The organism is Flavobacterium sp. (genome assembly GCF_043756175.1).
Taxonomy (GTDB): Bacteria; Bacteroidota; Bacteroidia; order Flavobacteriales; family Flavobacteriaceae; genus Flavobacterium.
Window position 1 is genome coordinate 1 of sequence record NZ_JAYURN010000064.1, and the last position, 15,156, is coordinate 15,156.

Consider the following 15,156-nt stretch of genomic DNA (forward strand, 5'->3'; position numbering starts at 1 on the left):
GAATCTAAATTAATTATAAAATATCTTGGATTTAAAACTACTGAAATGAAAGTTTCTGATAATTTGACAATAAACCTTGAAGAAGAAGGAGTCGGTTTACAAGAAGTAAATATTCAAGCGGTAGGTTCTAGAAATGCTAAAAGAACTGTCGTGAATTCTGCTGTTCCTGTTGATATAATTAATGTAAAAGATGTAACTACACAAAGTGGTAAAATTGAAATTAATGAATTGCTACAGTATGTTGCACCTTCATTTAATGCTAATAAGCAATCCGGTTCAGATGGTGCCGATCACGTTGATCCAGCTTCATTAAGAGGAATGGGACCAGATCAAACATTAGTTTTGATCAATGGAAAAAGAAGACATCAGTCATCATTAATTAACCTTTTTGGAACTCGTGGAAGAGGAAATACCGGAACAGATTTGAATGCAATTCCTGCTTCATCAATAAAAAGAATTGAAATTCTAAGAGATGGCGCAGCAGCACAATATGGTTCTGATGCTATTTCGGGAGTAATAAATATTGTATTAAATGACAACGTAAATGAGCTAACTGGAGCTGTAACTTATGGGGCTTATAATACTAATGCCAAAGGTGATTTCCCTCTTGGAACTGCAAATACTCCAGGATTTAGATTAGACCAAAACGGAAACGGAAACTCTTTTGGTAAAGACAAAAAACTTGATGGTAATTCTTCAAAATTTTCTTTAAATTATGGTACAAAAATAGGTGAAAAAGGAGGCTATGCTAACTTTACAACTGAATTTTTAAATAAAGAAAAAACTTTACGACCAGGATTCGATTTTAGAAAAGGATTTGGAGAAGCTGAAATATTTAGTGCTAATTTTATGGTTAATGCTGCTATTCCAATTACCGATAAAATAGAATTTTATGCTTTTGGTGGCAGAAATTACAGAGATACAGATGCCTATGCATTTACTAGAAATGATGGAGCAAGAGTTGTAGAATCTATATATCCTGGTGGATTTACACCTAGAATTACTTCAAATATTATAGATAATTCTATCGCGGCGGGTTTTAGAACTAACACTACTGGTGGCTGGAAAATAGATTTGAGTAATACATATGGTAAAAATATTTTTGATTATCGAATTGAAGGTACTTTAAATGCTTCATTAGAAGGTGCATCTCCAAGAGCTTTCGATGCTGGTGGACACAGTTTAAGTCAGAACACTACAAATCTTGATTTTTCGAAAAATTATGATTCTGTTTTAAGTGGTATGAATTTAGCTTTTGGAGCTGAATTTCGTTCAGAGACATTTAAGATTTTTGCGGGAGAGCTAGGTTCTTATGCAACTTATGACACTTTTGGTAATCCAATCACAGATCCTACAACACAATCTGCACCTATCGATCCTGGTTCTGGAGATCCAAGACCTGGAGGTTCACAAGGATTTCCTGGTTATAGCCCAAAAAATGTGGTTGACAAAGGAAGAACAAATTTATCCCTTTATGCTGATGCCGAATTTGACATTACAAAAAAATTCTTAGTAAGTGCTGCTGTGCGTTTCGAAAACTATAGCGATTTTGGTAGTACTGTAAACGGAAAATTTGCTACAAGATATAAAATTACAAATAATATAAATCTTAGAGGTTCTGTAAGTACTGGATTTAGAGCGCCATCGTTAGCTCAAATTTACTACAATACTAGTTTTACAAATTTTAGTAGTTCTGGCGCAACCGAAGTTTTGCTTTCTGCAAATGACAGTCAAGTTACAAAAGCTTTTGGTATAGGAAAACTGAATGAAGAGAAAGCAGTAAATGCTTCTTTAGGACTTACTTTATCTAAAGGAAATTTTACAGCAACGATAGATGGTTATTTGATAAATGTTAAAGATAGAATCGTATTAACAGGTTATTTTGATGCAACATCTTTAGCATTAAATGTTGATGCAGCACAATTCTTTACCAATGGTGTAGATACTAAAACTAAAGGTTTAGACATGGTTGTATCTTGGAAAAAAACTATGGGTGATTCTAGATTTGGAGTTACAGCCGTTGGAAACATCAATGATATGGAAATTTCAAATGTTAAAAACAATGGTTTAGACAATCAGACTTTCTTCGGAGAAAGAGACAAAGCTTTCTTACTAGCTTCTGCACCAGCAAATAAATTTGCATTAAATTTAAATTATGGTTACAGATTTTTTGATGCTGGTTTAGCATTTACAAGATTTAGCGAAGTTAAATTATTAGATTACCAAGTTTATGAAGATCCTGAAGATTATAGAACAGATGCATCAGAAACTTCAGCTCAATTATTTGACAACCAAATAAAAGCAGCAACCGATACTTATGGAGCTAAAATTGTAACCGATTTAACTCTAGGTTTCAAACTATCTAAATCTCTTAAATTAAGTTTGGGAGCTAACAATTTACTAAATATCTATCCTGACCAACAAGATGACTGGGTTGAAGCTGGAGGATATTGGGATTCAGTTCAAATGGGTTTTAGCGGTGCTTATTACTATGCTAGACTTGGATTTAAATTTTAATATTTATTTTGAAAATAAAACAAAAATGCCGTTCACAAGACGGCATTTTTTTATTGGTAATGGCAAAAAATTCCACCATCATAAGGTGTCCAAAATGCAGCTTTTTGATTTGATGATTTCAATGCTTCATTTGCCCAAGTATTACAAGTTCTAAACAAACTGTAACTTCCTTTTGCTTCATAAAAAGCATCATTCTTAGCATAACCTCGACCTGAAATATATTGCATATTTTTATTAGAACCTCTCTGAAAACTAGCATTAATAAAAGTAACCAGTTTTTGATAATTCTCTTTAGATATTAAAATTCTCTTACAATTTTCACTTTCAGAAACGGACTTACAAAAAGTAGTGTGCATTGCCGAAGTACTTAAACCAGTAGCTGCTCTAAAAGCTGTACTTGCTTTTAAGTCTGACCATTGTGGCGTATTTAAGTAAAATCCTTTATCACCCCAGCCAATTGCAACATAATTCATCAGGGAATCTTTAGATTTTGTTTGATTGAATTTGATTTCTTTACTCCAATCTTTTATCTCATTCTTTATAGGAACAATTATGTCCGTGTGAACTCCATTGGTTTTAATAAAAATTTCTATTTCCTCTTTTTGAGCAACGTCAGCATTAACAGTAATCTTTGATAATCCAAAAACGAAAAGTGTATATATTAGCAGTAGAATTACAAATGCTAAAATGATTTTGAAAAATATTTTGAAAGATTGTTTGATGCTTTTCATTTTGAATTTTTAATATTAAAATCAAATATCAAGCCAAAAAAAGCCCGTATTTTCATACGAGCTTTTTATATTCTAATCTTTTTTCTAGACGTTAAATCTAAAATGCATTACATCACCATCTTTTACGATATATTCTTTTCCTTCTACTTTAAATTTACCTGCTTCTTTGGCTTTGGCTTCAGTTCCGTAATGAATATAGTCTTCATACGAAATTACTTCAGCACGAATAAATCCTTTTTCAAAATCGGTGTGAATTACCCCAGCAGCTTGTGGTGCTGTTGAACCTACGTTTATTGTCCAAGCACGTACTTCTTTTACACCTGCTGTAAAATAGGTTTGTTGTTTTAGTAATTTGTAAGCTGCACGAATTAAAACTGAAGCTCCAGGCTCAGATAATCCCATATCTTCTAGAAAAACCTGACGTTCTTCATAACTTTCTAACTCTGTAATATCAGCTTCTGCTCCTACTGAAAGAATGATAACTTCTGCGTCTTCATCCTTTACTAATTCGCGAACCTGATCTACGTATTTATTTCCTTTTACAGCTGAATTTTCGTCGACATTACAAACATATAATACTGGTTTTGATGTAATTAATTGAAATGTTTCAAATAATTCTTCTTCTTCAAATCCGTTTGGAGTTACTGTTCGAGCTGATTTTGCTTGTAGTAAAGTTTCGCGAATGCGATCTAATAATGCTTTTTCGGTTTGCGCTTCTTTATTTCCAGTTTTGGCTGCTCTATTTACTTTTTCTAGACGTTTTTCTACTGTTTCTAAGTCTTTTAGTTGCAACTCGATATCAATAGTTTCTTTGTCACGAATTGGATTTACATTTCCGTCAACGTGAATAATATTATCGTTATCAAAACAACGCAAAACGTGAATGATAGCATTACATTCTCTTATATTTCCTAGGAATTGATTTCCTAAACCTTCTCCTTTACTAGCTCCTTTTACGAGTCCTGCAATATCGACAATATCGACAGTTGCCATTTGCACACGCTCTGGTTTTACTAATTCTTCTAATTTTTCTATTCTTGGATCAGGAACGTTTACCACACCAATATTTGGTTCGATAGTACAAAACGGAAAATTAGCACTTTGTGCTTTTGCGTTTGATAAACAATTAAATAAAGTCGATTTTCCTACATTCGGTAATCCTACAATTCCTGCTTTCATTATGGTTTTGTTTTATAAAGTGTGCAAATATAGGTTAAAAGTTGCAAAGGGTCAAAGATTCAAAGTTCAAAAAAATGGAAAGCAATTTTTAAATTTTACAGATGTGATAATTTTTCGATTATATCTTTTTCTTCTTTTGTAGATAGAAATCCTGATTCGAAATCCCAATAATTAGTAAAAAAGGAAGATTTTTTATTAATTAGTGATTTGTCTTTGAAAACATTTTTTTCATTGTATTTAAAAAGTTCTTTGTCGAAATTGGTAATTATCATATGATTGTTTACTTCTATTCGTCGGTTTTGATTTTTATATTTTTTCTCAAAACCAATTACTTCTTTAGAATTGGCTAAATAATAGAGGTCATTGTCTAATCTGAAAGTGTTTTTGAATTCTAATTTGTATATCTTACTGTTTTTCAGAAAAGACTGCCTTAAATCCTCTAATAGAGAATCTGGAACCATCGAGCTGACTTCCATTATAACCATCTTGTTTCGATCGTAAATTATTGTGTATTCTGAAAAAATACCACTAACTCCTTCAATTGGTGTAGCTTTTATTAATAAAAAATTTTCGTTGTTTGGATAGGATTTAATTTGAAAATCATATTTTCGTTTTGCATTTGAAACTAAAATTTCTTCTAAATATTGAAATTGATAATAATTCTCGATAATATTATTTAGATTATATCCCAAAAGCTCATCATTTATATCAACATCTAACAAGCCAACAGATCTGTTTTGTTCTACTAAAATATCTGTTTTTATATTTTTTGAATTGCCTGCTATTTGAAAATTGATTAAACCATCATTAAAAAAAACAATTTGGTCATTTTTTTTGTAAAACTCCCTTAAATATACTTTTAGATTTACAGGAATCGTAATTAAATCTAACGATTTTTTTATTAATTTCTTTAAAATATCTTGTGGATGTTCGGTTGTTAAAATGACTTCTTCTAATCGCTTTGCATTACTTTCTAGATAAACTTCATTAATTTTTTTATCCAAATCAAGGTATTTAACAATATAAGATTTGTATGCCAAGTTTTCGAATTGCAAATCAGATTCCTTACTTAAACTTATATTTGCCTCACCATTCTTGTTGGTTAAAAAACCTTGTTTAGTTTTTACACCTGTAATTGTAACTTCTTCAATAGGCAAACCCGTCTCAACATCTTTTACAATAACCGTAAATTCGATGTTTTGAGAAAATACAAAACCACTAATAAATAACAATGTAAAAGATAAAATTTTCTTCATTTTACTTTCTTTTATTCAAATTTAACATATTAAAACTACTTTAAACAATAAAAAAGAGAATTTTTAGCTAAAAATTCACTTTTTTATTGTTTTTTATGAATTTTACTCATTATGTAAGAATGCTTGCCTATTAAGCAAAGTTTCTTCGCTTTCTACATGATTATCATCTGGTACACAACAATCTACTGGGCAAACTGCCGCGCATTGTGGTTCGTCATGAAAACCTTTACATTCGGTACATTTCCCTGGAACTATATAGTAAATATCGTCTGAAATTGGTGTTTGTGCTGCATCAGAATCAACTTCGGTACCATCGGGAAGTATGATTTTCCCAGATAATTTGGTTCCGTCTTTGTATCTCCAATCGTCGGCCCCTTCATATATTGCGGTATTCGGACATTCTGGCTCACATGCGCCACAATTGATACATTCGTCTGTTATAATTATTGCCATTTTACTAAAGTTTTAAAGTCATAATGTCGAATGTCTTAAATCTTTTGACATTAAGACATTCGACTTTCGACTTATTATTTTATTTTTGTACAAAATTACAATCAAAACCATTCATAAACAAATAAACAAATGTTACAAAGCGATAAAAAAAGATGTTTTATAGAATTAGGAAAATTTTTAAGCCAATTTTCAGCAAATAATTCCATAAAAAATGAAACCGTTTTGCATAACGATTTGTTTTTTGATGATTTTATTTCGCTTATAAACCTTTCACAATCACACAATGGTTGGTATACTGAGGAAAATGTCTATTTTTCTATCAATTCTTGGGCTGAAGCTTTAAATGAAGAAAATTTAGAAAAATGGTTGTCTAATTATACTTTTTCAGAAGTTAAACCAAAAACTGTAGGATTAATTCTTGCGGGAAATATACCGTTGGTAGGTTTTCATGATTTTTTGTCGGTATTAATTTCTGGACATAAAGTTTTAATAAAAACCTCATCAAACGATCAACATTTATTGCCTTTTTTAGCAAAATACTTAATAGCTGTCCAACCAGAATTTAAAAATTATATCAATTTCGTTGAAGGAAAACTAGAAAATTTCGATGCTGTAATTGCCACTGGAAGCGATAATACTGCGAGATATTTCGAATATTATTTTAAAGACAAACCATCAATTATTCGTAAAAACAGAAATTCTGTTGCTGTATTAGATGGCTCGGAATCAAAAGAACAAATGATTGCTTTGGGTGAAGATATTTTTAGGTATTTTGGACTGGGTTGTCGCAATGTCTCTAAATTATTTATACCTAAAAATTACAATTTCGATTTGTTTTTTAATGGTGTATTCCCTTATCAAGATGTCATAAAATACGAAAAATATGCAAACAATTACGATTACAACAAAGCAGTTTTCCTGATGAGTAATTTTAATTTATTAGATAATGAATTTCTAATTATTAAAGAAGATTCGAGTTACTCCTCGCCTATTTCTTCGGTTTTTTATGAATTTTATGATGATCTAAATGACATTAAAAATCGTTTAGAAACTGATAAAGACAAAATACAATGCATTGTTTCTAATAATATAATCGAAAATAGTATTGCTTTTGGAGCAACTCAAAAACCAAATCTTTGGGACTACGCTGATAATTTAGATACTATTTATTTTTTAATTAATTTATAATTTTAAAATTATGAGTACATCGAAAATTAGCCAAATTATTGGTGCCGAAAAAGAAAAATCAACACACATTCATAAACCAAATTTTAATTTAGAAGCCCTAGTTAATTCAGGAAAAAACACAACTACTACACAACACTACACAATGAAAAAACACAATTACAGTGCAGGACCTTGCATACTTCCACAAGAAGTTTTCGCGAAGTCGGCACAAGCGATTTTAGATTTTAACAATTCTGGACTCTCTCTTTTAGAAATTTCCCACAGAAGCAAAGATTTTGTGGCCGTTATGGAAGAAGCTAGATCCTTAGTTTTAGAACTTTTAGGACTAGAAGGCAAAGGTTACCAAGCATTATTTTTGGCTGGTGGCGCGAGTTTAGAATTCCTAATGGTTCCGTACAACTTGATGAAGGAAAGCGGAAAAGCAGCTTATTTAGATACAGGAACTTGGGCAAGTGGCGCGATAAAAGAAGCTAAACATTTTGGAGAAACTGTTGTTATAGCATCATCCGCATCCGAAAATTATAATCACATTCCTAAAAATTATAGTATTCCTACAGATGCCAATTATTTTCATTGTACGAGCAATAACACCATTTTTGGAACACAAATGAAATCATTTCCAGAGGTAAATATTCCAGTAGTTTGCGATATGAGTTCTGATATATTTTCGAGAGTTTTAGATTTTTCTAAATTTGATTTAATTTATGCTGGAGCACAAAAAAATATGGGACCAGCTGGAACTACTTTAGTAGTTGTTAAAGAAGAAATTTTAGGTAAAACTGGACGTTACATTCCGTCTATGTTAGATTATGAAAAACACATTAAGGCAGAAAGCATGTACAATACGCCGCCAGTTTTTCCTATCTACGCTTCTCTTTTAACCCTACAATGGTTAAAAAAATTAGGAGGAATTCCTGCTATCGAAAAGTTAAACAACATAAAAGCAAATTTATTATATTCTGAAATTGATAGAAATCCTTTGTTTAAAGGTGCTGCAAACGTTGAAGATAGAAGTAATATGAATGCCACGTTCTTATTAAACAACGAAAATCATACTGAATTATTTGACAAAATGTGGAAAGAAGCCGGAATCTCAGGATTATCAGGTCATCGTTCCGTAGGTGGTTATCGTGCTTCAATGTACAATGCGCTTCCACTGGAAAGTGTGCAAGTTTTAGTAGATGTAATGAAAGATTTAGAAACAAAAATATAGTGTATTTGTATATTCGGTTAACCGTTTAACCGATTAAACAAATAAACGATTAAACAAATAAACATACAATGAAAATATTAGCTAACGACGGAATCTCTAAAAGTGGAATTCTAGCATTAGAAAAAGGGGGGGTTGAAGTAATTACTACAAAAGTTGCACAAGAACAAATTATCAATTTTGTAAATACACACCAAGTTGCGGTTATATTAGTTAGAAGTGCAACCAAAGTTAGAAAAGATATTATCGACGCATGTCCGTCATTAAAAATTATAGGACGTGGTGGCGTAGGAATGGATAATATTGATGTTGACTATGCCATTTCGAAAGACATTCAAGTTATAAACACACCAGCTTCTTCATCAAATTCGGTAGCTGAATTGGTCTTTGCTCATTTATTTTCGGGCGTACGATTTTTGTATGATTCTAATCGAAATATGCCTCTAGAAGGCGATACTCGTTTTAACGATTTGAAAAAAGCATACGCAGATGGTATCGAGCTTCGCGGCAAAACCATTGGTATTATTGGTTTTGGAAGAATAGGGCAATCCGTAGCAAAAATGGCTTTAGGTTTGGGTATGAAAGTAATTGCGTCCGATAATTATGTGGGAAAAGCAGAAATTAAAGTCGATTTTTATAATGGTCAATTTATAAATGTTGAAATTGAAACCGAACCTGTAGATGAATTACTAAAACACTCGGATTTTGTTACTCTTCACGTTCCTGCCCAAAAAGATTATATTATTGGAAAACGAGAATTCGATTTGATGAAAGATGGCGTAGGAATCATAAATTGTTCTCGTGGTGGTATCATAAATGAAGTAGAACTAGTTGCGGCTTTAGATAACAAAAAAGTATTGTTTGCTGGTTTAGATGTTTTTGAAAATGAACCAACACCAGCTGTTCAATTATTGATGCATCCAAACATCTCTATGACACCGCATATTGGCGCTGCAACTATCGAAGCACAAGACAGAATTGGTACCGAACTTGCGGAACAAATAATTGCTTTAGTAAAAGCAGAAATATAAATATATTTCATACATTTACTTATAAATCAATTAATAACAAACAAATTACGCTTGAATTTTTTAATTTATAGAACATTAATTGAGGAAAACAGAACATATCTGAAGTTGAAGAAAAAGTAGTTACAAGCGAAGGAAAAACTTCATTAGTTTAACCTTCATTAGTTGATGATTTATCAGGATTCTTAGGTAACGATGATTATTATTCTGATAGTACTGGAAATTTATAACACGTTTGGGTGTTAAACAAGAAAGTATTCAAAATCAAGTGAGTCAAAATAGAGACCTTGGCGGGTTATTTTGGTAATCTTTTCGAAAAAACAATAATACTAAATCCCGCTTCTGTGGGATTTTTTTTTATAAAATTAAATCATGAAACATCTTAGTATTTTTGGATTAATTTTGATTTGCATTGTTAGTTGCAATACAAAAAATATAGTGGCGAAAAGTGCTCCAAATCCTATCAAAGGAGATACTCTAAGAATTGCTAATGAAGCTTTAGAATATGAAGTTACAATTATAGATGGTGGATTTACTTCTTGGCTTAATAGCCGTGCTTTTCCTAGAAATTATCATTCGGAAAGTTATTTAGAAAATAAAAACAGAATCTATGTTTCCGAATGGAATAATCGTGCTTCGCAGCCTATGCGTTATGATTCTAAGTTATATGAAATCCAAATTAATTACGATTCTAACATTCATTATGGATATGAAGTAAATTATTTGATTTACAACTATATGATTTATTTTCAGAATACTTACAAACAGCAACTTTTTGGCTTTGTTCCTCCTAGATAATATTTTATATTTGTTTTAAAATTTTAAAACTATGAACAAGTTAAAACAACGTTGGGGAATATCTTCAAATTTTCAGTTGATTGTTATATTTATAGTTTTTGCAATAAATGGTTCACTTTCGGCAAAAATTTCTTCTTTTTGTATGTCTTTTTTGGGATTAAATAAAGACAATTTACCTTTGTTTTTTTATTACTTGATACTTATTGTTCTCGTAATGCCTTTGTATCCTTTCTTGCTTATTGTAATTGGTTTTATTTTTGGGCAATTTCCATTTTTCTTTGGTTTTAGTAAAAAAATGCTTGTAAGTATGGGATTGGGTTTTATTTTTAAATCATAAAAAAAGCCCCAAATTGGAGCTTTTAATTTATTTATTATTCTTTTTATCTAAATAATTTTCATAAAACCAAGTTATTGTAAAAGTCGGAATAATATCCGTAAAAGGAATTAACTCTTCTAATATTCCTACAACACCCGCTACTTTACCCACAGTACCCTTGTACATTACTACCAATAACATACCAGAAATTGGTGCCCATATTAAATCTGTAGTTTCAGCAATTCCAGGAATTATATAGGATAGCATACCAATAAAATCAAAAAATAATCCTAATATTAATTTTGCAATTGTAGCCTGTGGCTTGTAATTCGGCTTTACTTTTAATTGTATATCTTGTGACATTTTTTTAAATTAAAATTACACTTCTAAATATACAAAACTAGTGCCAATTTTTATTTTTCAGAATTTATCATACTAAAAAAATCGTTTCTGTATTCCTTTTCATTAAAAACACCACCATATTGTATAGTAGATGTAAAACTAGATTCGTGTTTTATACCACGACTAGATACACACAAATGTTTAGCTTCCATAACTACAATTACATTTTCTGTATTTAAAGCAACTTTTAAATCATTAAAAATTTGCATAATTAATCGTTCCTGAACTTGCGGACGACGAGAAAAATAATCGACAATTCTATTTAACTTAGATAATCCAATCACTTTTCCGCTAGAAATATATCCTATATGTGCTTTACCAAATATGGGCAAAAAATGATGTTCACAAGTCGAATTAAAACTAATATTGGCTTCAACCAACATTTTATCATAATTATATCCGTTATCGAATGTTGAAACTTTAGGTTTATTTTTAGGGTCTAAACCACTAAAAATTTCTTTAATAAACATTTTTGCTACACGATGTGGAGTTCCTTGCAGGCTATCATCAGTCATATCGAGTCCTAATTCTTGCATAATATCATAAAAATGTCTCTCGATATTTTGCATTTTCTGATCATCTGTTTTTATAAAAGCGTCTGAACGTATTGGAGATACGTCCGAAGTCATTTGGTGGTTATCACCTAAAATATCAATTATTTCTTTATCCGTTAATGTACTCATATTTATTTTTTCAATTTATCTTTAAATTCTTTTCTTACCTTATCAATCTTTGGCGTTATGACATATGTACAATAAGATTTGTTTTTGTTCTGATTGTAATAATTCTGATGATAGTCTTCGGCAACATAGAAAGTAGTTGCATCAGATACTTCTGTAACAACTTTATTTCCATAAGTATTCGCCTCATCTAGTTGTTTGATGTATGCTGATGCGACTTGTTTTTGTTTTTCATTAATACAAAAAATTTCACTTCGATATTGCGTTCCTCTATCTGCACCTTGTTGGTTTATCGTTGTAGGATCGTGAGTAGCAAAAAAAACTTCTAATAATTCTCCAAAGGAGATTTTACTAGGATCGAAAATAATTTTTATCGCTTCAGCGTGTCCTGTTGTACCTGAACAAATGTCTTCATAAGTGGGATTTGCAGTTTTTCCGCCTATGTAACCTGGTTTAACATTTTCTACTCCTTTTAGTTCTAAAAAAACTGCTTCTGTACACCAAAAGCAACCTCCTGCAAATATGGCTATTTCCTTTCCATTTTCGATATTCATAGTATTGGGTTCAAATTTTACGACATTATTGGGTTTCGATTGACAGCTCATTGCTATTAATGATAAAAAAAAAAATAGTGCTTTTTTCATAATATTTTACTTTATTCAAAATTAATTAAATCATTTGTAAAATTTATTTTCTTAACAAAACTTTATTTGATGTTCATGCAATTTCTTTGTTTCTTTGTGAAAACGATTATATGATTAATGCAAAAAATATTCGAAAAAATTACGACACATTACAAGTATTAAAAGGTGTTGACTTGCATATAGAAAAAGGCGAAATCATATCGATAGTTGGCGCTTCTGGAGCTGGAAAAACTACATTGCTTCAAATTTTAGGGACACTAGATAAACCCACAGAAAATAATGCTACTTTTTTAGAAATAAACGGGCAAAATGTTCTGAAAATGAATGATAAAGATTTGTCTAAATTTAGAAATTTGAATCTCGGTTTTATTTTTCAGTTTCATCAGCTTTTACCAGAATTTACAGCTTTAGAAAACGTTTGTATTCCTGCCTTTATAGCAAATAAACAGAAAACAGAAACTGAATTTGAAGCCGAAAAAATCCTAACTTATTTAGGATTACAAGACCGAATGAATCACAAACCAAATGAACTTTCGGGTGGAGAACAACAACGTGTAGCAGTTGCGAGAGCTTTAATAAACAAACCTGCAATTATTTTTGCGGATGAACCTTCTGGAAATTTAGACACGCAAACTGCCGAGAATTTACATCAATTATTTTTTAAACTTCGAGACGAATTAGGACAAACTTTTGTCATAGTAACCCACAACGAAGAATTGGCTAATATGGCCGATAGAAAACTCATTATGGTCGACGGAAATATTACATCGGAAAGCATCAATGAATAAATCCGAACTTAAATCTTTTCTTGACGAAAAAGTAATTCTTTACAACAATCCTAATTTTATTGAAAGTGATCCGATTCAAATTCCACATTTATTTTCATTAAAAGAAGATATAGAAGTTGCTGGATTTCTGAGTGCAACTATTGCTTGGGGAAATAGAAAAATGATTATTAACAACGCGCACAAAATGATACAACTCATGGGAAATTCTCCTTATGATTTTATCATGTCTCACAACGAAAACCAACTGGAATCGTTAGATAAATTTGTGCACAGAACCTTCAACGGGCAAGATTTCATACAATTCATAAAAAGTTTGCAACACATTTATACAAATCACAATGGTTTGGAAGCTATTTTTGCCAAAAACGCTACAAAAGATTCGATGCAAAAAAGTATTTCCGAATTCAAAAAAATATTTTTCGAAGGCAATCATTTACCAAGAACCGAGAAACATGTTTCTGACCCAATGAATGGTTCGGCGGCAAAAAGAATCAATATGTTTTTGCGTTGGATGGTTAGACAAGATAAAAATGGTGTCGATTTTGGACTTTGGAAAACAATTTCTGCTTCTACTTTATCATGTCCGCTTGATGTACACTCTGGAAATGTAGCCCGAAAATTAAGTTTACTTTTACGAAAACAAAACGATGCAAAAGCACTATTTGAATTAGATACAAATCTCAGATTATTAGACCCTAACGATCCTATAAAATATGATTTTGCATTGTTTGGTTTGGGTGTTTTTGAAAAATTTTAAATATTAATTCTTCTAATATTACAATTAATCCTAATTTACTTACACTTAATCGGAATAATTAGGTTTCACTAGATTACAATTATTTATTTGCATGATATTTGCTAAAATTATGCAAGCATATAAATTTTATTTTTTAAACTTTTTGATAACTAATTCACGTTTAGACTACATTTTTTCTCAATTTGCTTTTTGGGTAGACCATACATTTACTGCACATTTTTTTTACATATTTCTAAAATATGTAGCAATCCCTTTTCTTATTTTTATTATTACTTATTTTGTATCGATACTTGTTGTTAAAAGATATTATTTTGATAAATTAAAAAGTAAGAAAAAGAGTGTTGAAACCGAAATTAATGATTTTCTTACCTCTTTAATTTTTTCAAACTACAGTTATCATGAAATTAAATTAAAGATTGAAGAGTTTAAAAAAACAGAAGTTTTTCAGAATAAATGGTGTAAGTATTTAATTTTAGATAAATTAATTCACATCAAGAGGAATATTAAAGCTGTAAATCAAAATTTAATTTTAATCATCTACAAGCAATTTGGTCTTCATAAGTATAGTCAGAAACTAATAAATCGAAAAAAATGGTATTATAAATCTTTAGGTTTTTATCATTACCAAAGTTTAGATTACAAAATTAAAAAAGCCCACATAAAACCATATTTGGATAGCAAAAACAAATACTTAAAATCTAATGCACTTATTGCTCTTATAGCACTGTCGGACGAAAAATTTGATATTTTAAAAAACTATACCGAAAAAATACCAAGTGCCGATGAGATGAAAATTTTAGATTTAATATACCAAAAAAAGTCAGTTATTCCAAAAACGATAAACAGCTGGTTAGACAGCAATAACTCATCAGTTATTATTTTAGCCATTAAACTGATGGTAAGGTACCGCGAAAATATTTCTGCTGCAAAAATTAAGTTTTTACTTTTACATCAGGATATAATCGTTAGAAAAGAAGTTATATTGGCAATTCGTGAATTAGTGTTTTTTGATGCAAATAAAATATTAACAGAACATTACTTAAAAGAATCCGATATCAGAAATAAGATATCTATCCTAAAAACACTTACAATTATTGGCGATTACTCAATCCGAGATTTTGCGATTAGTTTACTAGTAGTTGAAAAAAATATTGATATAAAATTTGAAATTATAAACTGTATTATTAAAATCGACAGAAGTTATTTTGA

The 15,156-nt window shown here is 30.5% G+C and carries 16 protein-coding genes; 9 read left to right on the forward strand and 7 right to left on the reverse strand.

Features of this window, described 5'->3' with window-relative positions:
* The coding region (locus ACH2BP_RS04150; RefSeq protein ID WP_395057301.1) for a TonB-dependent receptor plug domain-containing protein at positions 1-2,517 on the forward strand (2,517 nt) is incomplete at its 5' end.
* Between the two features lie 50 nt (positions 2,518-2,567).
* Here ACH2BP_RS04150 and ACH2BP_RS04155 read toward each other — a convergent pair.
* From ACH2BP_RS04155 to ACH2BP_RS04170, 4 genes are all read right to left on the reverse strand, one after another.
* Complete coding sequence (locus ACH2BP_RS04155) at positions 2,568-3,248, reverse strand: TIGR02117 family protein (protein WP_395057303.1); 681 nt, start codon at positions 3,246-3,248, stop codon at positions 2,568-2,570.
* An 84-nt stretch (positions 3,249-3,332) separates the two neighbouring features.
* Entirely contained in the window at positions 3,333-4,427 is a 1,095-nt protein-coding gene (gene ychF, locus ACH2BP_RS04160) for a redox-regulated ATPase YchF (protein ID WP_395057305.1), read from the reverse strand.
* 95 nt (positions 4,428-4,522) lie between these two features.
* Positions 4,523-5,683 carry a hypothetical protein gene (locus tag ACH2BP_RS04165; RefSeq protein WP_395057307.1) on the reverse strand — a complete coding sequence of 387 codons (1,161 nt, stop codon included), beginning with the start codon at positions 5,681-5,683 and terminating at the stop codon, positions 4,523-4,525.
* A 102-nt stretch (positions 5,684-5,785) separates the two neighbouring features.
* On the reverse strand, positions 5,786-6,136 hold the full coding sequence (locus ACH2BP_RS04170; protein WP_395057309.1) for a 4Fe-4S dicluster domain-containing protein: 351 nt from the start codon (positions 6,134-6,136) through the stop codon (positions 5,786-5,788).
* A 129-nt stretch (positions 6,137-6,265) separates the two neighbouring features.
* Between ACH2BP_RS04170 and ACH2BP_RS04175 the strand changes: the two genes are divergently transcribed.
* From ACH2BP_RS04175 to ACH2BP_RS04195, 5 genes are all read left to right on the forward strand, one after another.
* Complete coding sequence (locus tag ACH2BP_RS04175; protein WP_395057311.1) at positions 6,266-7,324, forward strand: acyl-CoA reductase; 1,059 nt, start codon at positions 6,266-6,268, stop codon at positions 7,322-7,324.
* A 142-nt stretch (positions 7,325-7,466) separates the two neighbouring features.
* Positions 7,467-8,537, forward strand: coding sequence for a 3-phosphoserine/phosphohydroxythreonine transaminase (serC, locus tag ACH2BP_RS04180; RefSeq protein WP_395057331.1), 1,071 nt, complete (start codon positions 7,467-7,469; stop codon positions 8,535-8,537).
* A 68-nt stretch (positions 8,538-8,605) separates the two neighbouring features.
* Positions 8,606-9,565: a D-2-hydroxyacid dehydrogenase gene (locus tag ACH2BP_RS04185; protein ID WP_395057313.1), complete on the forward strand. Its 960-nt coding sequence runs from the start codon at positions 8,606-8,608 to the stop codon at positions 9,563-9,565.
* A gap of 369 nt (positions 9,566-9,934) precedes the next feature.
* Complete coding sequence (locus ACH2BP_RS04190) at positions 9,935-10,360, forward strand: DUF6146 family protein (RefSeq protein WP_395057315.1); 426 nt, start codon at positions 9,935-9,937, stop codon at positions 10,358-10,360.
* Positions 10,361-10,391: 31 nt separating this feature from the next.
* Entirely contained in the window at positions 10,392-10,697 is a 306-nt protein-coding gene (locus ACH2BP_RS04195) for a DUF6787 family protein (protein ID WP_395057317.1), read from the forward strand.
* Positions 10,698-10,724: 27 nt separating this feature from the next.
* On the opposite strand, the gene ACH2BP_RS04200 is transcribed toward ACH2BP_RS04195, so the two are convergent.
* The 3 genes from ACH2BP_RS04200 to msrA are packed head-to-tail and all read right to left on the reverse strand — an operon-like array spanning position 10,725 to position 12,402.
* Complete coding sequence (locus tag ACH2BP_RS04200) at positions 10,725-11,039, reverse strand: hypothetical protein (protein WP_395057319.1); 315 nt, start codon at positions 11,037-11,039, stop codon at positions 10,725-10,727.
* 50 nt (positions 11,040-11,089) lie between these two features.
* Positions 11,090-11,761, reverse strand: coding sequence for a GTP cyclohydrolase I FolE (folE, locus tag ACH2BP_RS04205; protein ID WP_395057321.1), 672 nt, complete (start codon positions 11,759-11,761; stop codon positions 11,090-11,092).
* A gap of 2 nt (positions 11,762-11,763) precedes the next feature.
* Complete coding sequence (msrA, locus tag ACH2BP_RS04210; protein WP_395057323.1) at positions 11,764-12,402, reverse strand: peptide-methionine (S)-S-oxide reductase MsrA; 639 nt, start codon at positions 12,400-12,402, stop codon at positions 11,764-11,766.
* A gap of 110 nt (positions 12,403-12,512) precedes the next feature.
* Between msrA and ACH2BP_RS04215 the strand changes: the two genes are divergently transcribed.
* From ACH2BP_RS04215 to ACH2BP_RS04225, 3 genes are all read left to right on the forward strand, one after another.
* Positions 12,513-13,190, forward strand: a complete 678-nt coding sequence (locus tag ACH2BP_RS04215; RefSeq protein ID WP_395057325.1) for an ABC transporter ATP-binding protein — start codon at positions 12,513-12,515, stop codon at positions 13,188-13,190.
* On the forward strand, positions 13,183-13,947 hold the full coding sequence (locus ACH2BP_RS04220) for a TIGR02757 family protein (protein ID WP_395057327.1): 765 nt from the start codon (positions 13,183-13,185) through the stop codon (positions 13,945-13,947). Before ACH2BP_RS04215 ends, ACH2BP_RS04220 begins: the two co-directional genes overlap by 8 nt.
* A gap of 109 nt (positions 13,948-14,056) precedes the next feature.
* On the forward strand, positions 14,057-15,156 hold a 1,100-nt coding region (locus tag ACH2BP_RS04225; RefSeq protein ID WP_395057329.1), incomplete at its 3' end, for a hypothetical protein.

Excerpts from the sequence above, each read along its gene's own strand:
- msrA (WP_395057323.1), bottom strand. The coding sequence starts at position 12,402 with ATGAAAAAAGCACTATTTTTTTTTTTATCATTAATAGCAATGAGCTGT.
- ychF (WP_395057305.1), bottom strand. The coding sequence starts at position 4,427 with ATGAAAGCAGGAATTGTAGGATTACCGAATGTAGGAAAATCGACTTTA.
- ACH2BP_RS04200 (WP_395057319.1), bottom strand. The coding sequence starts at position 11,039 with ATGTCACAAGATATACAATTAAAAGTAAAGCCGAATTACAAGCCACAG.
- ACH2BP_RS04170 (WP_395057309.1), bottom strand. The coding sequence starts at position 6,136 with ATGGCAATAATTATAACAGACGAATGTATCAATTGTGGCGCATGTGAG.
- ACH2BP_RS04175 (WP_395057311.1), top strand. The coding sequence starts at position 6,266 with ATGTTACAAAGCGATAAAAAAAGATGTTTTATAGAATTAGGAAAATTT.
- ACH2BP_RS04195 (WP_395057317.1), top strand. The coding sequence starts at position 10,392 with ATGAACAAGTTAAAACAACGTTGGGGAATATCTTCAAATTTTCAGTTG.
- ACH2BP_RS04190 (WP_395057315.1), top strand. The coding sequence starts at position 9,935 with ATGAAACATCTTAGTATTTTTGGATTAATTTTGATTTGCATTGTTAGT.
- folE (WP_395057321.1), bottom strand. The coding sequence starts at position 11,761 with ATGAGTACATTAACGGATAAAGAAATAATTGATATTTTAGGTGATAAC.
- ACH2BP_RS04215 (WP_395057325.1), top strand. The coding sequence starts at position 12,513 with ATGATTAATGCAAAAAATATTCGAAAAAATTACGACACATTACAAGTA.
- ACH2BP_RS04220 (WP_395057327.1), top strand. The coding sequence starts at position 13,183 with ATGAATAAATCCGAACTTAAATCTTTTCTTGACGAAAAAGTAATTCTT.
- serC (WP_395057331.1), top strand. The coding sequence starts at position 7,467 with ATGAAAAAACACAATTACAGTGCAGGACCTTGCATACTTCCACAAGAA.
- ACH2BP_RS04155 (WP_395057303.1), bottom strand. The coding sequence starts at position 3,248 with ATGAAAAGCATCAAACAATCTTTCAAAATATTTTTCAAAATCATTTTA.
- ACH2BP_RS04165 (WP_395057307.1), bottom strand. The coding sequence starts at position 5,683 with ATGAAGAAAATTTTATCTTTTACATTGTTATTTATTAGTGGTTTTGTA.
- ACH2BP_RS04185 (WP_395057313.1), top strand. The coding sequence starts at position 8,606 with ATGAAAATATTAGCTAACGACGGAATCTCTAAAAGTGGAATTCTAGCA.